The organism is Hydrogenovibrio halophilus DSM 15072 (assembly GCF_000384235.1).
GTDB classification, from domain to species: Bacteria; Pseudomonadota; Gammaproteobacteria; order Thiomicrospirales; family Thiomicrospiraceae; genus Hydrogenovibrio; species Hydrogenovibrio halophilus.
This window is the reverse complement of record NZ_KB913033.1, coordinates 730,216-752,626: the sequence shown is the minus strand read 5'-3', so window position 1 is coordinate 752,626 and position 22,411 is coordinate 730,216. Positions and strand designations below refer to the sequence as shown.

General features: G+C 58.2%; 22 protein-coding genes. 11 read left to right on the top strand and 11 right to left on the bottom strand.

Translation table 11 applies throughout. From position 1 onward, the window contains the following. Positions 1-45: 45 nt before the first annotated feature. The 3 genes from A377_RS0103560 to A377_RS11790 form a co-directional block, all read right to left on the bottom strand. A complete protein-coding gene (locus A377_RS0103560; RefSeq protein ID WP_019894782.1) occupies positions 46-1,005 on the bottom strand; it encodes a DnaJ C-terminal domain-containing protein in 960 nt (319 codons plus the stop codon). Between the two features lie 87 nt (positions 1,006-1,092). Continuing rightward, a complete protein-coding gene (locus tag A377_RS12675; RefSeq protein ID WP_051083139.1) occupies positions 1,093-5,517 on the bottom strand; it encodes an EAL domain-containing protein in 4,425 nt (1,474 codons plus the stop codon). Beyond that, the gene (locus tag A377_RS11790; RefSeq protein ID WP_019894780.1) at positions 5,514-6,527 is read right to left on the bottom strand and encodes an ABC transporter substrate-binding protein; all 1,014 of its coding nucleotides are present in this window, start codon (positions 6,525-6,527) and stop codon (positions 5,514-5,516) included. Before A377_RS11790 ends, A377_RS12675 begins: the two co-directional genes overlap by 4 nt. Before the next feature lie 231 nt (positions 6,528-6,758). Between A377_RS11790 and A377_RS0103545 the strand changes: the two genes are divergently transcribed. The 8 genes from A377_RS0103545 to A377_RS11780 are packed head-to-tail and all read left to right on the top strand — an operon-like array spanning position 6,759 to position 13,695. Next, positions 6,759-7,271: a Na+/H+ antiporter subunit E gene (locus A377_RS0103545; protein ID WP_019894779.1), complete on the top strand. Its 513-nt coding sequence runs from the start codon at positions 6,759-6,761 to the stop codon at positions 7,269-7,271. Further along, the gene (locus tag A377_RS0103540; RefSeq protein ID WP_019894778.1) at positions 7,268-7,537 is read left to right on the top strand and encodes a monovalent cation/H+ antiporter complex subunit F; all 270 of its coding nucleotides are present in this window, start codon (positions 7,268-7,270) and stop codon (positions 7,535-7,537) included. The genes A377_RS0103545 and A377_RS0103540 overlap by 4 nt, the downstream gene beginning before the upstream one ends. Further along, on the top strand, positions 7,534-7,839 hold the full coding sequence (locus tag A377_RS0103535; RefSeq protein WP_019894777.1) for a cation:proton antiporter: 306 nt from the start codon (positions 7,534-7,536) through the stop codon (positions 7,837-7,839). Before A377_RS0103540 ends, A377_RS0103535 begins: the two co-directional genes overlap by 4 nt. Continuing rightward, a complete protein-coding gene (locus tag A377_RS0103530; RefSeq protein ID WP_019894776.1) occupies positions 7,839-8,768 on the top strand; it encodes a hydrogenase subunit MbhD domain-containing protein in 930 nt (309 codons plus the stop codon). Before A377_RS0103535 ends, A377_RS0103530 begins: the two co-directional genes overlap by 1 nt. Beyond that, a complete protein-coding gene (locus A377_RS0103525) occupies positions 8,765-9,046 on the top strand; it encodes an NADH-quinone oxidoreductase subunit K (RefSeq protein ID WP_019894775.1) in 282 nt (93 codons plus the stop codon). Before A377_RS0103530 ends, A377_RS0103525 begins: the two co-directional genes overlap by 4 nt. Further along, complete coding sequence (locus tag A377_RS11785) at positions 9,039-10,454, top strand: complex I subunit 5 family protein (RefSeq protein ID WP_019894774.1); 1,416 nt, start codon at positions 9,039-9,041, stop codon at positions 10,452-10,454. Before A377_RS0103525 ends, A377_RS11785 begins: the two co-directional genes overlap by 8 nt. Further along, positions 10,451-11,944, top strand: a complete 1,494-nt coding sequence (locus A377_RS0103515; RefSeq protein ID WP_019894773.1) for a complex I subunit 5 family protein — start codon at positions 10,451-10,453, stop codon at positions 11,942-11,944. Before A377_RS11785 ends, A377_RS0103515 begins: the two co-directional genes overlap by 4 nt. Beyond that, entirely contained in the window at positions 11,941-13,695 is a 1,755-nt protein-coding gene (locus A377_RS11780) for a complex I subunit 5 family protein (RefSeq protein ID WP_019894772.1), read from the top strand. The genes A377_RS0103515 and A377_RS11780 overlap by 4 nt, the downstream gene beginning before the upstream one ends. A gap of 19 nt (positions 13,696-13,714) precedes the next feature. On the opposite strand, the gene A377_RS12670 is transcribed toward A377_RS11780, so the two are convergent. Further along, the gene (locus A377_RS12670) at positions 13,715-15,574 is read right to left on the bottom strand and encodes a GGDEF domain-containing protein (RefSeq protein WP_019894771.1); all 1,860 of its coding nucleotides are present in this window, start codon (positions 15,572-15,574) and stop codon (positions 13,715-13,717) included. Positions 15,575-15,786: 212 nt separating this feature from the next. Between A377_RS12670 and A377_RS11770 the strand changes: the two genes are divergently transcribed. Genes A377_RS11770 through pdxH form a run of 3 tightly spaced genes read left to right on the top strand, consistent with a single transcriptional unit; the run spans position 15,787 to position 17,736 of the window. Beyond that, positions 15,787-16,815, top strand: a complete 1,029-nt coding sequence (locus tag A377_RS11770) for an alpha/beta hydrolase (RefSeq protein WP_019894770.1) — start codon at positions 15,787-15,789, stop codon at positions 16,813-16,815. Between the two features lie 12 nt (positions 16,816-16,827). Beyond that, the gene (locus A377_RS0103495) at positions 16,828-17,040 is read left to right on the top strand and encodes a CPXCG motif-containing cysteine-rich protein (protein WP_019894769.1); all 213 of its coding nucleotides are present in this window, start codon (positions 16,828-16,830) and stop codon (positions 17,038-17,040) included. After that, entirely contained in the window at positions 17,041-17,736 is a 696-nt protein-coding gene (gene pdxH / locus A377_RS0103490; RefSeq protein ID WP_019894768.1) for a pyridoxamine 5'-phosphate oxidase, read from the top strand. It begins immediately after the preceding gene. A gap of 48 nt (positions 17,737-17,784) precedes the next feature. On the opposite strand, the gene A377_RS0103485 is transcribed toward pdxH, so the two are convergent. Genes A377_RS0103485 through A377_RS12950 form a run of 7 tightly spaced genes read right to left on the bottom strand, consistent with a single transcriptional unit; the run spans position 17,785 to position 22,398 of the window. Continuing rightward, positions 17,785-18,333 carry a lipocalin family protein gene (locus A377_RS0103485; protein ID WP_019894767.1) on the bottom strand — a complete coding sequence of 183 codons (549 nt, stop codon included), beginning with the start codon at positions 18,331-18,333 and terminating at the stop codon, positions 17,785-17,787. Between the two features lie 30 nt (positions 18,334-18,363). After that, a complete protein-coding gene (locus tag A377_RS11765) occupies positions 18,364-18,870 on the bottom strand; it encodes a GNAT family N-acetyltransferase (protein WP_019894766.1) in 507 nt (168 codons plus the stop codon). Then, positions 18,870-19,190 carry a type II toxin-antitoxin system TacA family antitoxin gene (locus A377_RS0103475; protein ID WP_019894765.1) on the bottom strand — a complete coding sequence of 107 codons (321 nt, stop codon included), beginning with the start codon at positions 19,188-19,190 and terminating at the stop codon, positions 18,870-18,872. Before A377_RS0103475 ends, A377_RS11765 begins: the two co-directional genes overlap by 1 nt. 55 nt (positions 19,191-19,245) lie before the next feature. Continuing rightward, entirely contained in the window at positions 19,246-20,832 is a 1,587-nt protein-coding gene (locus tag A377_RS0103470; protein ID WP_019894764.1) for a cryptochrome/photolyase family protein, read from the bottom strand. Then, positions 20,829-21,311 carry a DUF3429 domain-containing protein gene (locus A377_RS12665; RefSeq protein WP_019894763.1) on the bottom strand — a complete coding sequence of 161 codons (483 nt, stop codon included), beginning with the start codon at positions 21,309-21,311 and terminating at the stop codon, positions 20,829-20,831. The genes A377_RS0103470 and A377_RS12665 overlap by 4 nt, the downstream gene beginning before the upstream one ends. Further along, on the bottom strand, positions 21,308-22,231 hold the full coding sequence (locus tag A377_RS11755; RefSeq protein ID WP_019894762.1) for a GIY-YIG nuclease family protein: 924 nt from the start codon (positions 22,229-22,231) through the stop codon (positions 21,308-21,310). The genes A377_RS12665 and A377_RS11755 overlap by 4 nt, the downstream gene beginning before the upstream one ends. Further along, positions 22,228-22,398, bottom strand: coding sequence for a DUF2256 domain-containing protein (locus A377_RS12950; protein WP_083919090.1), 171 nt, complete (start codon positions 22,396-22,398; stop codon positions 22,228-22,230). The genes A377_RS11755 and A377_RS12950 overlap by 4 nt, the downstream gene beginning before the upstream one ends. Between the last annotated feature and the right edge of the window lie 13 nt (positions 22,399-22,411).

Below are 22,411 nucleotides of genomic sequence, written 5' to 3'. Positions count from 1 at the left end.
TCGTCAGCGGCTGTCTTTTTTACCAGGCCTGGTGGGTTTCAGGTCTTAAAAATGGGAGCGAGGATTGTAGGGCAGGGTGTCGGCCATTTTTTCATAAAAGGCTTTGGCCTCGTCCGTGTCGGCCGGCGGGGTATGAATCTGCACCACCACATACTGGTGCCCGGCGCTGGTGCCCTTGCCCAGTCCCCGGCCTTTGAGGCGCAGCTTGGCCCCGGACTGGGTGCTAGCGGGAATGTTCAGGCTGACGCTGCCATGCAGGGTCGGGACCGACACTTTGGTGCCAAGCGCCGCTTCCCACGGAGTCAAAGGCAGATTCAACTGCACATCCTTATCTTCCACTTTGTAAAGCGGGTGGCTCTGCAGATCGATTTCCAGATACAGATCGCCATTGGGTCCGCCGCCAAATCCGGGCGCGCCCTTGCCCTTGAGGCGGATGCGTGATCCCTGTTTGACCCCGGCCGGAATCTTGACCTTCAGTTGTTTGCGTTCCTGAGTGACCTGTCCCTGTAGCCCGGCGGTGGGGACCTGCAGGGTCAGCGATTTTTCCACGCCCTTGGCCGCCTCTTCCAGTGAAATCAGCACCTTGACCGATTGATCTTCACCCTTTTGTTGGAAACCGCCGCCAAATCCCTGTTGCTGGCCTCCGTGCTGGCCGCCGAAGCCGCCACCGAACAGCGATTCGAAAAAGTCGCTGAAATCGGCACCGCCCTGACCGCCAAAGCCGCCCTGGCCACCGAAACCACCGCCAAACATGTCTTCAAAGTCCGGTGGCGGGGTAAAGTTCTGGCCGTTGTGGTAGTTGGGGCCCAGCTGATCGAACATGCGGCGTTTTTCCTTGTCGCCGAGCACCTCGTAGGCTTCGCTGATTTCCTTGAATTTGGTTTCGTCCCCGGTGGGTTTGTCCGGGTGGTATTTGCCCGCCAGTTTGCGGTAGGCTTTTTTGATCTCGGCTTCCGAGGCCCCGCGTTCCACCCCGAGAATGTCGTAATAATCTTTGTATTCCATAAGTCACCGTGTCTGGATTTTGCAATGCCCGTTTTATGGGGGCGAAAAGTGCGATTTCAAGGGGACAGGCACTGCCTGAACGCATGATTACTGCAAGTACAAAGGCGTGGTGTCGGAGAGGGCCTGAAGTTGTTTGAGAAGCGTTTGTTTGAGTGATTGCAGTTCGTTCAGGCCGGTCTCGATCCGGGCACGGTCGGCGCCTTCCTGTTTGAGTTCAAGCAACGATTGCCCCAGTTGGTGCACTTGTCCGTGGGTCTGCTGCAGCAGCTGATACATTTCGGTTTTGTGAAAATGTTCAAAACCATGATGCGTCAGCCAGTGTCCGAACTGGCAGGCATCGATCGCCATTGGCGGTGGCGTGGGCGTTCGCTCCAATAGATGGTCTTCCAGTTGTTTGACCCAGCCTCGGTGTTCGGTGGCCGCGGTCAGCAGTGCCAGTTGATTTTTTTCCAGCGGCTGAATGCTTTGCCAGTGCGGGGAGGGCATCCAATGATTCTTCCAGTCGATCACGTCACTGGCCGGCATGGGGCGGGCAATGTGATAGCCCTGTGCCCATTCATACCCCAAGCTCAGCAGCACGACCGCTTCCTCATCTTTTTCCATGCCTTCGGCAATCACGTCCAGATCAAAGGCTCTTCCCATGCCGACCACGCTTTCCAGAATGGCCAAGCTCTGCGGGTCAATCAGCAAATCCTGCACAAACGACTTGTCTACTTTGAGTTCGTCCGTGGGCAGTGCCTTGAGGTATGTCAGCGACGCATAGCCAGTGCCGAAATCATCTATCGAAAATTTGACCCCCAGCTGCTGACAGGTGCCCATGGCTTCGGCCACGCGATACAGGTCTTCCAGCGCCGAAGTTTCCAGAATTTCCAGCGTCAGGGCCGAAGGGTCGATCTCCGGGTACGCCGCCAGCAGTTCGGCCAGGCGCTCGGCAAAATCGGGTTCCAGTAGTTGGTCGCCTTCGATGTTGACACTGACCGCTGTGTAAAGCCCGGTTTTCTGCCAGGCATCCAGTTGGGTCAGAGCGGTTTCAATCACCCAGAGTCCCAGCTGGTAGCTCAGGGGAGAATCTTTAAGTAGAGTCAGAAATTGCCCGGGGCCCAACAGGCCTTTTTCCGGATGCTGCCAGCGAATCAGTGCTTCGTAGCCCAGAATTTCCCCGGTGCGCAAGTTGACCTTGGGCTGGTAATGCAGGCAGAGATCGCCATTCTGCAGGGCCTCTTCCAGTGCCAGCAGTTCGGAATCCCGTGCCAGGGTTTTGGAACTGGCATGGTCAAACACAAACACCTGGTTTTTGCCCTGGGTTTTGGCCTGGTACATGGCCTGATCGGCCTGTCGAACCAGCTGGTCGGCATCCAGTTCGGAATGCGGGTCGTAAAAGCTGACCCCGATACTGGCCGAGACTCTGACCTCAACCTCCGACAGAGTGACCGCGGCATTGGCGTTGGCCAGCAGCCGTTCCATCAGAGGGTAGATTTCGGTTTTGTCTTTGATGTCGAGCATCACCGCCACAAACTCATCGCCGCCCAGACGGGCAATGGTGTCTTCTTCACGCAGGGTCAGTTTGAAGCGGTCGGCAATCGACACCAGCAGTTGGTCACCGGTTTGATGACCGTAAAGGTCATTGATGGCCTTGAAACCGTCCAGGTCAATAAAGGCCACGGCCAGCGACATGTGATTGCGCCGGGCAAAAGCCATGGCCTGATTGAGCCGGTCAGACAGCAGCGAGCGATTGGGCAGCCCGGTCAGGCTGTCGAAATGGGCGATGTATTCCAGCTGCTGCTGCTGTTTTTTCTGCACCGTAATGTCGGAAAACAGGGCAATGAATTCCACCGGTTCGCCCTGCTGATTGTGAATGGCGCTCAGGGTCAGTTTTTCCGGGTAAATCTCGCCATTCTTGCGTTGGTTCCAGACCTCGCCGCTCCAGTAGCCCTGATCCAGCAACTGTTGCCACATGGATTGATAAAAGGCCCGGTCATGGTGCCCGGACTTCAAAAGACTGGGTCGCTGGCCAATGGCTTCGTCACGGCGGTAGCCGGTGACTTTTTCAAAGGCCTGATTGACATTCAGGATCACTCCGTCGGTATCGGTAATGAAAATGCCTTCCTGGGCATAGCGGAACACATTGGCCGCCTGCTTCAGGTCGTTTTCCGACTTCAGGCGGTAGGTGATGTTTTCAATCAGCCCGTCCAGTGAATGGGTGCGGTCATGTGCCTCGACCCGGTGCAGCAACATGCGCAGCGTCCGGTGGTCGCCGTCCGGTGTGGTGAAGCTCAGTTGCAGGGCTTTTTCGCTGTCCAGGCCCTGTACCAGCCGGGTCAGAGCCTGTTCGGCTTTGCGCTGATCGGCCTGGTCCCAGGACACCACATGATCCCAGCGCCGATCCAGCAGATCGGTTTTGCCAATCCCGAAGATGTCGGCGACCGAATCGCTCAGATAGGAAAAAGCCAGCGTTTTGGGGGAGAGGCTCAGGGCACAGAAGTTCTGGCCGATGCCGTTGAGCAGACGGCCGTACTGGGCCTGCTGGCGCTGCAGTGCCTGCTGGCTGCGTTGCTGCAACATCAGACGCCAGACCTGATTGCCGATCAGTTCCACGGTGTCGCTGTCTTCGCTGGCGTACTCTTGGTGTTTGTTGCCCAGTCCAATCAACAGTACCACCTGACCGTTGTCCAGAACGGGCACGGTCAAGATGCGCTTGAGCGTGACATGCCCGGCGGGCAGGCGGCTGAGTTGGGTAGGAGGGTGGAAGGCGTTGTTGATCAGGGGCTTTTTCAGGCGAATGCTGTCGGCCCAGACCCCGGCCTGATCCACGTCATAATGGGTTTCGTTTTCGGCGTGACAGAGAGTTTCGGTCTGGCGTGACCAAGCCACCATCTCAATCCGTTTCTGATCCGGGTCCACCTTGTGCACAAAGCCGATGCGGCTGTCGGTCAGACGTTCCATCTGATCAAGCGCGTACTGGAGAAAAGCGTTCTCGTTGAGGCGGGCCTGCATGGCTGGCAGGTTCAGCAGCAGTTTGTCGCGCTGGTTCTGGCGTTCCAGCAACTGGGCATGCCGTTTCAAAGGTGTGATGTCAGACAATGCGCCCGCCATGCGCCGAACTTCACCGTTGGTCTGATGCTCAATGGCCCGACCGCGATCCAGAAACCAACGCCAGTCGCCATTGGTATCTTTCAGGCGCAGTTCGCATTCGTATTCTTCGCGCTGACCGGAGAGGTGCGCCTGCAAATGGGCCTTGACCCGTTCCCGGTCTTCCGGGTGTACCCAGTCCAGCCAGAGTGTATGCTGGCCTGGCAGCGGCTGGCCGTGGCACATTTTGTCGGCCCATTGTGCATTGAGTGAAAATGCGTCCGTGAGCAGGTCCCATTCCCAAGTGCCAGCATTGGTGGCGCGGATGATGTCGTGCAGCCGCTCTTTCTGTATGCGATGGTCTTTGCCCAGCCGATGCAGGCGGTGACTGATGCCCAGGTTGAGGGCGAACAGGGCCGTAAAAAGCACCAGCAGAGCCAGGCCGATCAGGGCTTCGGTGCGGTAGGTCTGCCAGAACACATGCCAGCTGAAAGGGGGCAACTGCTGGTAGGGCGGCAGGCGCAGGTCGCGCAGCAAGTTTTCGGTGGAGATGTAGTCGCGCGCGGGCACAAACCCGTTGATGCCAGCGGCCTGACTGGCAGGGTGGTCGGCCTGCAACCGCAAAAGTGCCACCGAAATCTGCTTGATTGTGGCCTCATCTATGTGCGAAAGCGCCAGAAACGGCCATTCCGGATAAAGGGTGGTGGAAAGCAGGAACGGGTAGCTGTTAAGGCGTCTGGGCGTGTGAATTTTCAGGTCCTGGCGTTGCAGACGCCCCTGATCCAGCCAGCGTTCCAGAATACCGGTGCGCACGAACCCCAGATCGGCCTGCCCGGCCATGACCTGTTCGACCACCGCATCCTGATGGGACAGGGTCTGAAAACTCAGGGCGTTGCGGTTCAGACCGGTCTTTTGCAGGACTTCCTGCAGCGGGATCACAAAGCCGCCTGCGCTTTCCCGTTCGGCAATGGCAATGCGCTGATCGGTCAATGGGGCCAGTTCGGGCATAAAACCGGCTTTGGTGTTGTCGGCACGGGAAAAAATGACCCCGCCCAGATAAGACGTGGCCATTCCGTCGTACTGGCGTTGCACGGTGGCAATGGCGCCGGTCAGGGTGTTTTCGGCGCGAACGATTTCGTACAGCACCGGGTTGACCAAAAGCAGGTCGACTTGGTTGGTGTAGATGCGTTCGTGAACGCCCTGCTCGTTCAAGGCCTGCAGCTGAATACGGTGGTCGGGCAGCTGTGCATCCAGGTAATCGGCCAATGGCTGCCATTGGGCCAGCGCTTCCTCTTCGGGAATGTCGGCATACACGCCCAGTGTGAGCGACTGAGAGTCGCTTTGGGCAACGCTGGCCCAGAGCAGCAGCCAGAGAGCGAATAACGCTATGACGCCTTGCAGACGGCATTGGAAACGCCGCGTTTGACCAGCGATGCCTGTCATCGGATCACCTTGGGCAGATATTGGGATGTGGTCAAGTTGTCGGTCAGGGACGCGGTCACGTCGTTTTGGAACAGTGCCTGTGAGCGCATCAGTGCCACCAGTTCGTCGGCGACGGTCTGCACCTTGCCCCCCGTTTTCAGCAGACGGATATTGGCGGTCACGCTGGGCAGAATCACCCCGCGCAGGGCTTCGCGCACGTTGGTCAGGGCCACGTTCTGGCGGGTCGCAATCTGATACAGGGTATCGCCCGGATTGGTCTGCAAGGCATCCAGTACCTGAAAGTGGGCCCGGATCAAATCCCGCAAATTGTCTCCGAAACGGTCCACCCGGTCACTGCGAACGGCCAGTACGTCCAGAATGGTTTCAGGCAGTTGACGGCTGTCGAAGATCACCTGGCCTCCCTGCGCCTGCAAACGCGAGGCAGTGGGTTCGTAGGTAATGAGAATGTCGGCCGCATCGGCCTGCCATTGTTCCAGCTGACGATCGGGCGAAGACGCAATCAGAGTCACGTCGTCACGTTGCAGATCCGCGGCATCCAGTAGTTTTGACAGCATCAGTTCGCCCAGAGCCGAGTGTTCGTAAGCAATGCGCTGGCCGGCAATGTCGTTCAGAGACGCGACCGGCTGGCGGGCGATGACCTTGTCGGCCCCGGCGGAGATGTTAAAGACCAGCACCACTTGCAACGGAATGCCCTGGTTTTTGACTTGCAACACTTCGTCCAGGGTCAGCGCTGCCCCGTCCAGCTCGCCCGAAAGCAAGCCGTTGATGCTGTCGCTGGCATTTTGGCCGGTTGACAGGGTGATATTGGGAGGCAGACGCCCGGACTGGTCGGCCAGAAACAGGCTTTCGTAACCGATCCAGGTGTGAATGCCGAAGCGGCTGTCGGCCCGTTTTTCGCAGCCGCCGGTCATGCCGAATCCGGCCAGCGCCGAACCGGCGAAAGCGGATTTCAACAAAGTGTTTTTGATCAGGGTTCGACGCGACAGGTCGGGCGTATTGGCTGGCATCATGGCTGGCTTCGCTTTTTCTCTTACGTGACTTTATTCTATAGAAAAAATCGACGGGTTTCATTGGCATTTTTTTGTGGTGTCATTCCGGGCGAGTCAGAGCCGGTTTCAAAGCAAAGCCAAACCCAGTCCAAACCGAACCCAAAGCGAACCCCAAGCTTGTGAGGGGGCGGTTTAGTTGGTATAAAACAGGGTATAAAAGAAAGGGTCTTTTGAATTTGTGGAGCCTGTCCAGTGCGTAGCAAACAGTTGAAAACGTCTTCGTTCGGCCGATCAGGGGCTTACTGGTTGCGGGGCGCGATGCTCTGGGCGCTGTTGACCCTGGGCTGGTGGGCGATCACCGAAGGCGAGGCCTCGGGCCTGATCTGGGGGGTGCCGTTGGGCTTGTTGCTGACCATCTGGGTGCAGCGTCAGGCGGTGCTCAGTCAATTGCAATGGCGTTTTTTACCAGGCCTGGTGATTTTTTACCTGATGGAGGCGTTTCAGGGCGGGGTCGATGTGGCGATTCGGGCGTTTGAAATGCCTCCGCGCACGGACGCCTATCTGATGGATTATGAGCTGAAGCTTTGCACGCCCTGGGCCAGAGATGTGTGGATCGGCCTGATCGGGCTGATGCCGGGCACGCTGGCGGTGGGTGTGGCAGAGAACCGGATTCGGGTGCATGTGCTGGACCGGGAAATGGCGGTGTCCCATGCCCTGCAACGATTGGAACGGCATTTGCAGCGGTTGGCAGGAGAGCGCGGATGAGTGGGTTTTATCAGGGGATGATGTTGGTGTTGCTGTTGAGCATGGTGCTGGGATTGGTGCGGCTGGTCTGGGGGCAGCGCCCTGCGGATCGGTTGATGGCGGTCCAGCTGTTGGGCACGGCCGGGGTGGCGATATTGTTGCTGGCGGCTCAGGCGTATCAACAACCGGCTTTGCGCGATGTGGCGTTGGTGCTGGCGCTGTTGGCGGGGGTCACCGGGGTGGCGTTTGTGCGTTTGCGCCCTGACTGGGAGGAGCTGGATCGATGAGCTGGGTAATGGTGGGACTGGACTGGCTCGGCGCCGGGGTCATCGCTCTGGGCGTGGGGTTTTTTGTGGCCGGTACTTTGGGGTTGCTGCGTTTTGACCAGAGCATCAATCGGCTGCATGCGCTGACCAAAGCGGACACGCTGGGTCTGGGGCTGGTGGTGTTTGGCCTGGTGTTGCAGGCGCCCGGGCTGGCCGTCGGATTGAAACTGATCATTGTCTGGACATTGGGGCTGGTCAGTGCCGCACTGGTGAGCCATTTGATCGGACAGAGCCTGTGTTCGCAAAGGCAGGAAGAACCGTGATGCTGGATGCGATCCTGACGTTGTTGATTCTGGCGCTGGCCTGGCACTGTGTGCGGACCACGGATCTGTTTGAGGCCATTGTGGTGTTTATTGCGTTGGGGATGTTGGTCGCTCTGGCCTGGACCCGTCTGCAGGCCCCGGACGCGGCGCTGGCCGAAGCCGCGATCGGCGCGGGGTTGGCGGGGGCGCTGCTGTTGGCCAGTTTGCGCCAGATGCCGGAGATGTCTGCAACACGCGCACCAGGCGCGAAAACAACCGGTTTGGGCTGGTTCTGGTGGGGGCTTTGGGGGGCGCTGGGTCTGGCGCTGGTCTCAGGTGTCGCCGCCATACAGACCACGTCGGTGTCACTGATGCCGCAGGTACAGGCGCACTTGTCGGATTCGGGCGTGACTCATCCGGTGACGGCGGTGCTGCTCAATTTTCGGGCGCTGGATACGGCGCTGGAGCTGGCGGTGCTGCTCTGGGCCTGGATGGCGCAGAAGCAATTGTTTGTGCCAGGTCGGCAAACGGTTTATCCACTGCAGGGGCAGGTGCTGAAAACGGCGGTCAAGGCGCTGTTGCCTTTGATGGTTCTGGTGGCGGTGTATCTGCTCTGGCGCGGCAGCAGCGCACCGGGCGGGGCGTTTCAGAGTGGGGCGGTGCTGGCATCGGCCTGGCTGATGCTGTGGCTGGCACAGCTGCCCGGCCTGAGCCGGAAACAGGGCGGTATGCGTCTTGGTATCCAGGCAGGCTGGCTGGGCGGGGTCACAGTGTTTTTGCTGGTCGGTCTGCTGGGCGTGTTTCAGGGCGCCGGATTTATGGGCTACCCGCCCGATCAGGCCGGGGCCTGGATATTACTGATTGAGAGCGCGGCCGCACTCAGCATCGGGCTGTTGCTGGCTTCGATGGTGCTGGTGAGCATGCCGGATTTTCAGGAAGGGACCTTATGAGCGGGCTGATCTATTCTCTGTGTGCGCTGGGGCTGGTGATGATCGGCTTGTATGGTCTGGCACGCGCCCATCACGGTTTGCAGCAATTGCTGGCCATCAATGTGATGAGCGCGGGCGTGTTTATGTTGCTGCTGACAATGGCGGCGCGGCACCCACCGGCCGATGCGGTACCGCAGGCGCTGGTGCTGACCGGGATTGTGGTGGCGATCAGTGCGTTGGCGCTGGGATTGGCGCTGTTGCGACGATTGGCCGCCGAAGAGGCCGAATCGCATGACTGAGTGGGGGTTGGCCTTACTGGTGGTCTGGCCCTTGTTATGGGGCGCGCTGACCATGGTGGTGCCTGCACGACAGGTGACGGTTGCAGGCGGGCTGGCGGCACTGGTTACGGCGGGACTGGGCGTGTGGGCGGTGACCCTGTCGCCGCAATTCTTGGTGCTTGGCAATTGGTCCACGCCGCTGGGACTGGGCTGGCGACTGGATGGGATGGCGCAAAGTCTGATCGGGGTGACCGCGGTGGTCGGCGGGCTGGTCAGTGTCTATGCCTGGCTGGACAAAGGGTTGCCGCCGACTTTTTGGGGCCTGTGGTTGGGTGCCTGGGGCGCGATGAACGCCCTGTTTCTGACTGCGGACGTGTTTCATTTTTATGTGACCCTGGAGCTGTTGAGCGTGGCGTCGGTGGCGATGGTGGCTTTGACCCCGGGGGCGGGGGCGACCCGCGCCGCGTTTCGTTACCTGCTGGTGAGTCTGACCGGCTCAATGCTGTTTCTGCTGGGGGTGGCGTTGCTGTATGGGCGCTATGGGGTTCTGGACATGACGCTGCTGGCCGCACAGATGACACCGGACTGGCCCAGTATGCTGGCCTTTGCGCTGATGACGGTCGGGCTTTTGGCCAAAACCGCGGTGTTCCCGTTGCATGGCTGGTTGCCGCAGGCGCATGCCAAAGCGCTCACAGCGGTCAGCGCGATTCTGTCGGCCTTGGTGATCAAGGCGGCATTTTACGGGCTGATGCGTCTGTGGCTGGAAGTGTTCGGTCCTCTGGCCACGGTCAGCGCCAGTTGGGTGTTGGGCCTTCTGGCCAGCGCGGCGATTTTTTGGGGTGGGTATCAGGCACTGAAAACGGCCCGTCTCAAGCGCTTGGTGGCCTGGTCCACCGTGGCGCAGGTCGGGATGTTGGTGCTGGCACTGGCGCTGGTGGTTCAGGCCAAAGCCATTTCGTCGGTGCCATCCGTGCATCTGTGGCAGGGACTGGTGTGGTTGATCGCCGTCCATGCCCTGGCCAAAGCGGCGTGGTTTCTGGCGGCGGGCACGGTGCAGAAACGGGCCGACAGCGATTATCTGGCCCAGATCGGGTTTGCCTTGCATCGTTCGCCGATCAGCGTGGTGGCGATGGCGCTGGCGGTGATCAGTCTGGCCGGTTTGCCCTTTACCATGGGGTTTTTGGGCAAATGGTGGCTGTTGTCGCTGGCGTGGGAATTGCAGGCCTGGGCATGGTTGCTGGTGTCTCTGCTGGGCAGTTTGCTGACCATGGCGTATGGCTGGCGTCTGCTCAATCTGAGTCTGGTCAATCGCGGTTTGCCGCAGGCGCTTAAACCCGTGTCTGTGGCACGAGACTGGGTGGCATTGTGCCTGGCGCTGCTTGGGGTCATGGGTGGCTTTGGCGGCCACTGGTTCTGGGAGGGCGTATGAGTTCGTCTTTCTGGCCATTGGCGGTGTTGATGAGTTCGGCCTTACCAGGCCTGGTCATTTTCTTTATTCCCGAAACCCGGCGCACCTTGCGCAGCTTGCTTAATATCGGTGCGGCACTGGTGAAGCTGCAGCTGGTGGTGTTGCTGTTGCTGGGGCTGTATGCCGGTGAGACCTATCACTGGCAGTGGTCGCTGATGCCGGGACTGACGCTGGCATTGAAAGTGGATGCGCTGGCGGGGCTGTTTTTGATCCTGTCGGCGGTGCTGTGGTTGCTGACCACGCTGTACGCAATCGGTTATCTGGAACACTCACCGCATCGCTCCCGCTTTTTCGGATTTTTTAGCCTTTGCGTCAGTGCCACCGCCGGGGTGGCGATGTCGGCCAATCTGTTTACCTTTGTGATTTTCTACGAGCTGTTAACGTTGGCGACCTGGCCGCTGGTGGTGCATCGGGGCACGCCTCAGTCGCTGGCCGCCGGGCGGGTGTATCTGCGCTATACCCTGATCAGCGGCAGTGTGTTGCTGCTGGGGGCGGTGATTCTGCATGGGCTGGTGGGCACGCCGGATTTTGTCCCCGGTGGCTATCTGGCGGATCAGGGCGTGGCCACGGTCTGGCTGTGGGTGGTGTTTGTGCTGTTGCTGATCGGTCTGGGGGTGAAAGCGGCGCTGCTGCCTTTGCATGGCTGGTTGCCCAAAGCGATGGTGGCTCCGGCTCCAGTCAGTGCGCTTTTGCATGCAGTGGCGGTGGTCAAGGCCGGGGCGTTTGGCATTGTGCGGCTGGTGTTTGAAGTGTATGGAATTGAGTTTGCATCCGAGATCGGGGTCACGGATTTGTTGCTGGTACTGGCGGCTGCGACCATTGTCTATGGGTCCTGGCGCGCCCTGTTTGAAACCGATCTGAAGAGGCGACTGGCGTTTTCCACCGTGAGTCAGGTGTCGTATGTGGCGCTGGGGGTGGCGCTGGCCGGGCCTTTTGGGGCGATTGGCGGCTTGATTCACATTGTGCATCAGGGGGTGATGAAAATCACCCTGTTTCTGTCGGCGGGCAATTACGCTGAAACCCTGGGCATTCACAAGGTGTCGGAAATGTCCGGTGTGGGCCAGCGCATGCCCTGGACCACCGCGGCGTTTACCCTGGGCGCACTGGGCATGATCGGGTTCCCGCCGCTGGCCGGGTTTGTGAGCAAGTGGTATCTGGGGCTGGGTGCCTGGGAAGCCGGTGCCAACTGGGTGTTGGCGGTGCTGCTGGTGTCCGGGTTGCTCAATGCGGCCTATTTTCTGCCCCTGCTCTATCGGGCCTGGTTTGGCCCGCCACCGCCTGCCTGGCCGCAACCCAAAACCCTGAGCCGAGTGTTTGAAACCCATGGGCTGTTGCTGTTCCCGCCATTGATTACGGCCATGTTGGTGGTCTTGCTCGGGCTGTTTGCCGGGCTCAATATCGCCACGCTCGGTTGGGTGCAGTGGTTGATTCATCGGGAGTTTGGACTGTGAGTTCGTTGATGCAGCACATGATTGGCTGGGTATGGTTGTGGCCATTGGGTGTGGCCGTTCTGCTGGCCTGGCCGTTGTTGCGACGGAGGGCGATGCCGCTGTTGCTGTTGGCGTTGCTGCCGGCCTGGGCGCTCTGGGGACTGGCCTGGGGCTTGCCCGATTTGGCCATGGGCAAAATTGACCAGGCCTGGTCATTCTGGTTGCTGGGCAGCCAGTGGCGACTGGATGCGTTGTCGCACAGCTGGCTGGGCCTGACGCTGGTGGTGTGGACGCTGGCGGCGTTGCATTCGCTGGTGATGGTGTCGGCACATCAGGCGCGTTATGCGCTGTTTTTTCTGCTGAGTCTGTCGGGCAGTTTGCTCTGGGTGCTGGCCGCCGATGCGGTGAGTTTTTATCTGGGCTTCAGCCTGATGAGCCTGAGCGCCTGGGGGCTGGTGATCCATGAGGGCAGCCGCAAAGCCCAGCGCGCCGGACGCTGGTATCTGGTGCTGGCGCTGATCGGCGAACTGACGCTGTTTGTGGGCGTGGTGGCACGCGCCGCCGAAACCGGCACCACCACGCTCAGTGAGTGGTCATCGGTGCCCGGTGCGGATTGGGTGCTGATCTGTCTGTGGCTGGGGCTGGCGATCAAGGTCGGGGTGCCGTTGTTGCATGTGTGGTTGCCGCTGGCGCATCCGGCGGCCCCGGTACCGGCCAGTGCGGTGCTGTCAGGGGTGATGATCAAGGCCGGGGTCATCGGTTGGTGGCTGTTGTTGCCCGGCGAGGTGATGGCGCAGACCGCTTGGCCTGAGTTCATGCTGTGGCTGGGTGTGCTGACGATGTTTTACGGAGCCGTGTTCGGCCTGATGCAGAGCGATCCCAAAACGCTGCTGGCCTATTCCAGTATCAGTCAGATGGGCTGGCTGATCTGGGGACTGGGCTGGGTCTGGCAGATGGGCACGCCCGAAGCGGGCATGCTCTGGCTCAGTGCCTTTGCCTTGCATCATGGGTTGGTCAAAGGCGGACTGTTTTTGAGCGTGGGCTGGGTCAAACAGTCGGCGCTGATGGCGCAACCGGGGTTGCGCACGGCGACCTGGATGGGCGTTGGCGTATTGGCGCTGGCGCTGGCGGGTTTGCCGCTGACCAGTGGCGATTGGGTCAAGACGGCGTTAAAAGCCGAGGCAGACAATGCAGGGGCGGTTGTGCCATCCACGTTGCTTTGGTTGGGCGGTCTGGCCACCGCGCTGCTGATGGTTCGGTTTGTGGCGGTGCTGCGTGATCTGGGTGGGCACAAGCCGACGGCGGCAGGCAATCAGACGCTGACAGGCATGACGATCGGGGTCTGGTTCAGTTGGATCGCGCTGGTAGGACTGGTACTGGTTTGGCCCTGGTGGCAGACCAGTCACTGGGGCACGGGCCATGTCTGGTCGGGCAGTGTGCAGGGGCTTGCTTCGGTTGCGACGGCGCTGCTGCTGGTCTGGCTCTGGCGTCGGTTGCGCTGGCCAGAGTGGGAGGCGCCACCGGGGGATGTGCTGGTTGGGTACCAATGGCTGGGCGCTCATGCGCACAGGGTTTTCAAACAACGGCACCGAAGCTGGCGGGCCCGCAAACGTCTGGCTGCCCGGCATTGGCGTCACTGGCAAACGGCCCGATTGCTAAAAAGTCACTGGCGAACCCGGTGGGAGACGCGTCTGTCGCAATGGTCGGTGGTGACCGCCGGTCTGATGCTGGTGGCATTGGGGTTGGTCGCCAGCGTCTGGGTGACTGTTTAGTCTTCGCTGTCTGTCAGATTCAGTCCTTCGGCTGTGATTGGTGCCGGACAAGCGTGGTGTGGTTGCGCCCCGCATCCTTGGAGGCATAGAGCGCGTCATCCAGGCGCTTGAGCAGATCGTCCAGAGTTTCGTTTTGGCCGATCTGGTCCACGCCCGAACTGATGGTGACCTGCTCGACCGGCGAAAAATCCTGCTCCGCCACGCTGCGGCGCAAACGCTCGGCAATCTCAAAGGCCCGGTCGGGGGTGTGGCCGGGCAGAATGATCATGAATTCTTCGCCACCCACCCGAAAAAACAGGTCGTGATCGCGCAACTGGCGACCAATGGTGTTGGTGAGGTGTTTGAGCACGTCGTCGCCGACTTTGTGGCCATGGGTGTCATTGATGCGTTTGAAGTGGTCAATGTCAAAGGAGATGAATGACAGGGGCGTTTCTTCCAGATCGGTGGTTTTGAGCAACTGTTCGGTGGCCTCATTGAAAAACCGTCGGTTGCCTATGCCGGTCAATACGTCCTTTTGTGCCTGTTCCAGCAGTTGACCATTGAGTTCCTCAAGGTGGGTGATGTCGGTCAGAATCACCACCGACAGCGATTCGGCCCTGTTGAACAGGTGTGCGCTGATTTTGAAAATATAGGTGTTGTCCCCGTGAACGTATTTGACCTTGTGGGTCTGGTCCGGGCGTTGCAGCAGATAATCGATCCAGAGTTGGCCGTTGTGAAATTTCTGCAGGTAGCCTTCTTCTGGTTCAAAATAATTACAGACACACTGATCGGCGTTTTGCCTGAATTGCGGAAAGTACTCAAAAAACTGCCGGTTGCCATCGAAAATTTTCAATCCGGTGGTCACAATGACGATTTCTTCTTCGCTGTTGAGAATGTTCCGGTAATAGTCTTTCTGGTTTTTGAAGCCCAATACGATCAGGCCGACAATGAGCAGAAGGCTTACCACAACATCCATGGCAATCAGCCAGGTCTGGTTCCGCGAAATCGCGGACAGGGTATCGGTGGCCTGAGTGGCGTCGAGCGGGTAAAACAGCAAAAATGCGCCCAGCTCCTGTCCGGAAAGGCTGCTCAGGGGATAACGGATCACCAGCTGCTCCTGCCAGATGGCCGAGTCCGCTTTCATCGACAGCCATTTCCGGATCACTTGAGCGCTTAACCGGTTGACGGTGTCCTGCTGGTTGTTCAAGCTGCCCAGGATGAAATCGTCAATACGGTAAAGGGTGTCGTTGAGTTCGGTCTGGACGGCGCTGGTGTGTTTGGGATTGAGCACGGCCATAGACACAATGTTTTTGCTTTGAAAATAGGTTTGCAGTGAATGAAAGCGTGTGATCACATCCAGGTAGCCGATTCGCTCCCCCTTGTGGGCGATGGGTGAGGTGATTTGCAGGCCCAGACCGTCTTTGGTGGTGGTGATGTTCATCAGCGGGGAATCCTGCTGGGTGTAAATGCCGAGATCCAGACGGTTGGGCATCACCGGGTCCAGAGAGGAGGGCGTCGGTTGCCAGCTCTGAAAAACAGGCGTCCCCCGGGCATCAAGTAACTGCACCCACAGGAACTGATAGCGGGCATGGCGGGAAATCTGTTCCAACAGAGGCTGTACTTTCTCCGACAGGGTCTCGGCGTTGTCGGAATGCGCAATCAGTGCGGGAGTCAGAGCGGTTTGCAATGCCAGGGAAACGGCGGTGATGGCCTTTTGTTTTTCCTGAATCTGCTGGTCAATGTCAGCCGTCAAACGCTGTTCCAGTTGTTGCTGACGAACCTGGTCATACAATGACTGTTTGTAGGATACGCCCCACCAGACCAGCCCCTGCAGGATAATCAGTGTGCCCAGTAACAACCAGAGCCAGCGTTTTTTTTGAAAAATGGGATTGAAACTCATGGAGCCTGGGCGAATGACTGGAAAGCTTTGATTGTAAGGGGTCAGCGCTTCAAGCGCAAAACAAAGCGCACAAAATTAAAACCGGGCATGGGGTTTCCGGCTGTCAGGTGACGTCTGTCAAAAGTCCGTGGTCTTCAGCAAACAACCTGCGAGATCGATTGTTAATGAATAAAATATGTATTAGTATTGTATAAAAATAACAGGGTGGATTTATGAAAAGGGAGGGGTTCACACTGTGGGGCCGCTTGGCCGCACTGTTGGTTGGGCTGATTGCGCCGATGGGTGCGATGGGTTCGGCCTCCAATTATGAGTCCCCTGCCCATTCGCTGGCGTTGTCCGAATCCGGGCCGGCGTTTCGATTTCATCTGCTCTCTTCGTCGTCTTCGATTGAATCGGCAGGGTCTCCACTGGTATTGTTGTTAGGCGGTGGTCCCGGCTTTTCCAGCTGGAATCTGGAACCGATTCAGAAACGGTTGCATCAGGCCGGGCACAGTGTTGTGTCGATGGACATGATCGGCATCGGTGAAAACGTTGAGGTGCTGAACCAACTGTCGGGGGCGACGCCGCCGATTCTGCCGATCTGGATTCGTCAGATTCGTGCGCTGCATCAGGCGTCTGGCGAACGACCGCTGATATTGGTGGGCCATTCCTGGGGTGCCTTGATGGCGATGCTGTACACTCGCGAATACCCGGAACAGGTGACACAGTGGGTGCTGCTCAACCCGGTGGATCCCGAGCGCAAGGCCATGCAGGGGTTGGTCGAAATGATTGATCAGCGCCGAAGTCGCCTGACGGGGCAAACCGATCGGACGAGTGAATGGGACGACTGGCCCGATGACCGCGAAGAGAGTCGGTCAGAGGGGAGCGAGTCCCGGCTGGCCGAACGCCAGTTAATGGACGTTCTGCCGACCTATTTTGCCGACATGGCGCAAGGCAGGCGCTATGCCGCGCAGTTTGACGCCGGAGATTTTCGCCCCGGCCTGAATGTCCAGGCCTGGCAGGAATACGCCGCCGACCCGATTGGGTATGACTGGGTGCGCAACTGGCAAAATCAGGGCAACCGGCGCGTCGATTTCATCGAGTGCGATCAGGATTATTTTATGCCCACCAATTTGACGGTGATGCAGGCCAGTATGACGCTGGATTCGGTGACGGTGCTGAAAGCCTGCGCCCATTTTCCATGGGTGGAGCAGCCGCAAACGTTTTATCCGGCGCTGCTGTCTGTGCTCAAACAACCGTAAACGGAGAGTGTGATGCTTTTGAATCTGGAAACGCAATCGGTACAGTGCCCGCATTGCTGGGAATTTTTCGATCTGGTGTTGGACCCGGCGATGTTGGAACAGCTGGACGAAGGGGAAGTAGAAGCCAGGTTTGTGGAAGACTGCTATGTGTGCTGTCATCCCATTCAATTTGTATTGCAATGCGATCAGGGCGACTTGCGTGTGGTCGTGGAAGAGGAGTATTAAATGAGCGAGCAGGAAAAACCGAGGCAAGAAAGCCATCCAGAATGCGCGACGGGTCAGGATTTGGGGCATCTGAGGCGGCGTTATCTGCAAGGCGGGCTGGACGAGGACAACACCGACGTCGACCCGATGCGGCAGTTTGAAACCTGGTTTGCGCAGGCGCAGGAAGCCGAGCTGCTGGAACCCAATGCGATGGTGCTGGCCACGGTCAATGAAGCCGGGATGCCGACCACGCGCACGGTGTTGCTGAAAAAGTTTGATCACGGTTTTGTGTTTTTCACCAACTACGGCAGCCAAAAAGCCAAAGACATGGCCCGCAACGATCAGGTGGCGCTGCATTTCAACTGGCTGCCGTTGGAGCGTCAGGTCAAAATTCAGGGGCGCGCGGAAAAAATCCCCACCAAAGAATCCATGTCCTATTTCACCTCGCGCCCGGAAGGCAGTCAGCTCGGGGCCTGGGTCAGTGCGCAGAGCGAGGTGATTTCATCCAAAGAGGTTTTGTTGAGCGAGTTTGCGCGCCTCAAGGACAAATTCAAACGTGGCAAAATCCCGTTTCCCGATTTCTGGGGCGGCTACCGGGTGGTCCCGGAGGTGATGGAGTTCTGGCAAGGCGGCGACAACCGCCTGCATGACCGGATCGAATACCGGCGCGACCCCAAAAATGACCAGGCTTGGTTAAAACAGCGGCTGGCTCCCTGATCGTCCCTGACGCGTTCTGGCTGTTGCCAGAACGCTGTCATAGCGGTGTCAGCGGCAGGCATTGACCTTGATCCAGTCACTGCGTTCAATGCCCAGTTGATCCGCCGCCTGTAAAAAACGTTCGCATTGGGCAGCGGGCGGATGCGGGCTTCGCGCCAGAATCCAGGCATAGTCCTTGGAGGGACCGATGATCAACGCCATGTCATAATCGGCGCTGAGTTTGTGAATATTGTAGCCACCGTAAAAGGGGCCAAAAAACGCCACCTTCAAGCGACCGATGTCGGGCGTTTCCACAAAATAGGCCTTGCCTTCGGCTTCCTCCCAGCTTTGTTCCGCCGTATTCCAACCACGGTTCAGCACCCGCACGCCACCGTCTTCGCGCAGGGAATAGGTGGCCGTGACCTGCATCAAGTCTTCTTCAAAACTGTGATCCAGACGCACAATCTCATGCCATTTTCCCAGGTACTTTTCCAGCTCAAAATTCGTCACCGGCGTGACCCCTTTGGGCACCTGAGTGCAGCCGCCGAGCAGTAGCGAGGCCAAAATCACCAGGCCTGGTAACAGGTGCTTGCTTGTATTGAATAATGGCAACATCATCAGTCGTGTCTCTCCTGTTTCTTGGTTTGTTTATTGGGTGTCGGGGGTGCCAAGCTGGCGCAATAGCTGTTTGACCGAAAGCATGAGGGTGTGGTCCGCATTGGGCATCGGTTGAAAGCCAAAGCTGCGATAAAATTGCGCAGCTTTGTCATCCAAAGCATGCACCAGCAGGGCTTTCACGCCAATGTTTTCGGCCACGTTCACTGTTCTGAGCAGGGCGTCCCTCAGTAACGATTTGCCCAATGATTTGCCCTGCATGCTTTGGTCAACGGCCAGACGTCCAAGGATCACGACGGGGATGGGGTCGGGCATATTGCGCGCCAGATTAGAGGTTGTTGCCTGTCTTTCTACGCTGCCGGCGGCCAAGGCATAATAACCGATCACTTGGCCGATTTCGTTGGTGACGACGAAGGTCTGGCTGGCGTGATTGCCCTGGTTTTTCAAAGCCTGGTTTTTCAACCAGTGATCCAGTATGGGTTGACCGCAATCAAAGGATTCGACGGCGTGTGAACGCGTGAGCGGGTGAGGGGGAAGCATCAGACCGTCTGCTGAGTTTGGCCGTTTTCAGCATCAATGTCTGCCTGCCAGACAGGCCGCTCAGACAATAATTGCTGCAGCTTTTCGGGCGAGGGGATCGGCGCAGTCAATGCCTGTTCAAAGGCTTGAAAATCCGTGTCATTCAAATGAAAAAAGCGCTGGTTCAATAAGACCTCTTCGGCTTCGCGACAGACCACATTCAAAATAAAGGTGGTACGATCCATGTTGAGCAAATCGGCGGCCTTTGAGATCAGGGCTTTTTGTTCGGGTAACACGCGCATATTGATCGGCGCTTTTTTTGACTGGGTTGCTTCAATCATTACATGTCCTCTCTTTTTATCTAATTGTATAGCTTTTAGATATACGGCGCAAGATTCAAAGCTGTTCAGGGTGAGCGTGCAGCCAGCGGGCCTGCTTTCGGATGGCGGTTTTTTCTGTGTCGGTTTTGCGATGCCAGTTTTTGACTTGCATGCCCAGGCGCGGATTTTGTGCCAAAAGCGGTTCATGACGGGCGACAAAGTCCCAGTAGAGCGTGGTGAAAGGGCAGGCCTGGTGATTTTTGGCCGGATTGTCGACCGCGAGTTTGGGGCGATAACGACAGTGTTGGCAGGCATTGCTCATGCGGTCAATATAGGCACCGCTGGCGATATAGGGCTTGGAGCCGACGATGCCGCCATCGGCGTATTGGCTCATGCCCAGCGTGTTGGGCACTTCCACCCAGTCCACCGCGTCCACATACATCGCGCCATACCATTGGTGTATCTGGCGCGGGCGCACACCCCAGAGCAGAGCAAACAGGCCGGTGACCATCAGCCGCTGGATGTGATGGCCATAGCCATGCGCGAGGACCGGCTGCAAGGCATCCCGAAGACAGGTCATATGGGTGCGGCCATGCCAGTAAAAATCAGGCAGGTCGGCGGTGGCATTGAGCGCACCCGGATCGTCGGTTTGCGTGAGCGCTTGCCAGAGATCGCGATGCGACCAGTAGAGTCCACGCACGTATTCGCGCCAACCCAGAATCTGACGGACAAAGCCTTCGACCGCATTCAAAGGGGCTTTGCCAGTGTGGTAGGCGTTTTCAGCGGCTTTGATCGCCTGCATGGGTGAGAGCAATTTCAGGTTGAGGGCACTCGACAAGCGGGCGTGATAGAGCCAGGGTTCGCCCAGCCAGATCGCGTCCTGATAGTCGCCAAACCAAGGCAGGCGGTGCGTGATGAAATCATCCAGAGTAGCTTGCGCCTGCTCCGGGGTGACGGGCCAAGGCAAGGATTCGGCTTGTGGTTCGTGTCCGGGCAGTGTCGGACAGGCGTGTTTTAAGTCGGCGATCACGTTTTTTGTGATCGCGTCCGGGGGGAAGGACAGCGGGGGCGGCATTTGGCCGGGGCCGTTTTTGCCAAAGGCTTTGCGGTTGGCTTTGTCAAAGTTCCACTGATCGCCTTCCGGTTGACCGTTGGTCTGCATCAGTATGCCCCTATCTTTGCGCAGATAGCGATACCAATGCTCCATGCGCGGCATTTTTCGGCCTTTGAGCCATTGACGAAATTCCCCCGGACGGCTAATAAAGTGAGAGTCGCCCAGCCATTCGATCGGCAGGCCATAGTTGTCTGCCAGTTGCTGGATTTCGTTACGGACGGACTGATCGCCCGGCAGTACCGCGCAAAGTCGGTTGGGGCGATGGCGTTCAATCGCTTTTGACAGGGCTTGGGTAAAGGTGGTCACGCCTTCCGTCAATTCGGTGTAATCCAGCGACCAGTTCGACTTCAAGGTGTCGCGGAAATGGCGCATCGCGCTCAGACATACCCCACTGCGTGCTTTGGAAGAGTGGGTTTGCGCGGCCATGACTTCGGCCATCCATAACGTGTCTTTTTTCGGGTGGAGCCGTTGCAGCAGTGCACTGTCTGCATTGAGCTGGTCGCCGAAAATCAGGCCCAGGTTGTTGACCGATGTTTCAATCTGACTCACAGGGCACCACCAAAATGCACCGCCATTGCGGCCAGCCACAGGCTGAAGGCCGCGACCAGACTCAAACGGCTGCGCAGGGCAAAAAACCCTTGTGGATACCAGTGCGCCAGGATTTCACGTTCGTACACCCAGAGCAGAAGGTACGACAATCCAGCGGCCAGAAATACCAGGCCTGGTGCCAGCATGGCCCACCAGAACCAGCTCCAACTCCAAAGCATGGCCACAACGCTGATCCACAGGGTTTGTGAGGCCTGGCGCTGATCATGCAGGCCGATCACTAAGCTGCCGAACCAGAGCAGTCCGCTTAAAAAACTGAAAATCAGGGCGCTGTAACTGAGCAGTGCCTGCGCCAGAAGGGTGGTATTCAAAAACGCCGGTTGCAGCCATAACATCAGGCTTAAACCGATAAACGGGGTCAGCCCGGCGTAGCCAAGGGGTTTGAGCCAGCGATTGTGGGCCAGTGTCATGGGTGCGCTCATTGTGAACCTCCAGAGATTGTCATCATGTTTTCGGACAAAGGGCTGATGCGTAAACCAGCGCTTTGTTGACGTGTTTCGGTGAGTAGGAAACGCAGTAATATTTTGTAAGTGTCCAAATCAAAAGGTGGCCTTTTGAGGCAGGAAAGACGATTGGGGTCTTTGACCTGACCGTAATAGATCCATTGGTCAACCAGGTGCGGCGGTTCGCTTAGGCTGTCATGGTGGTCGCTGACTTCTCTGATCAGAATCGGGCCTTCCCAGGGCCACACCTGATGCCGATAACTCTGCAGGGCATTCATCAGTCGGTCATTGTACGTTTCCGGTGCTTCTTTGCCACAGCAGGCACCGAGGCATTTTTTCAACTGATGGGCAAAGCAGGCACCACGGCGGGCTTTATCCAAGCCACACAGACGCTGGCACAGTGCATGATCACTCACCAGTGTTTCCAGCGCCGATTGGGCCGCACGCTTGCCGCGAAACAGACCGAAAGCGTGCCAGTCCGGGCGTTCGCAATGGACCGGCGTGCAGGCCAGAGTCGCATAACCTTCTGCGTTGTTGCTCCATTGCCATTGAAACAGAGTTTGAGTTTTTTTCAGACGGCGGTTGTAGAGTGGGAAACGCTGTTTGATCAGGCGGCTTTCAAGCAATTGGGCGCTGAAATCGCCGGGGGTGACTGTAAAGTCAATCCGCGCCAGAGTCTGTTGCAGTTTCCGGTCGACCGCCTGATCAGAATGAGCCGACAGATGACTCAGGACCCGGGTTCGGATGTCCACCGATTTGCCCACATACAGCAACTGATCGGTGGGGCTGTAAAAACAATACACGCCGGGTGTCCGTGGCAGATCGTCCAGAGCATTTCGTGGCAGGTGAGGCGGCCAGACACGCCCGGATGTCTGCGCCGAAAACATTTGGTCGCTCATACGTGGCTGTCCTGACGGTTTGCGGCCTTGGCCAGAGCGCGACAGCGGTGGGAGCAGTAGCGCACTTGCGACCAGTCCCGCGCCCATTTTTTGCGCCACTGAAAGGCGCGTTCGCAGACGGGGCAGATTTTACTCGGCCGACCCTGTTTGTGCGGCGTTTTTGTCATCTGACACCTTCCA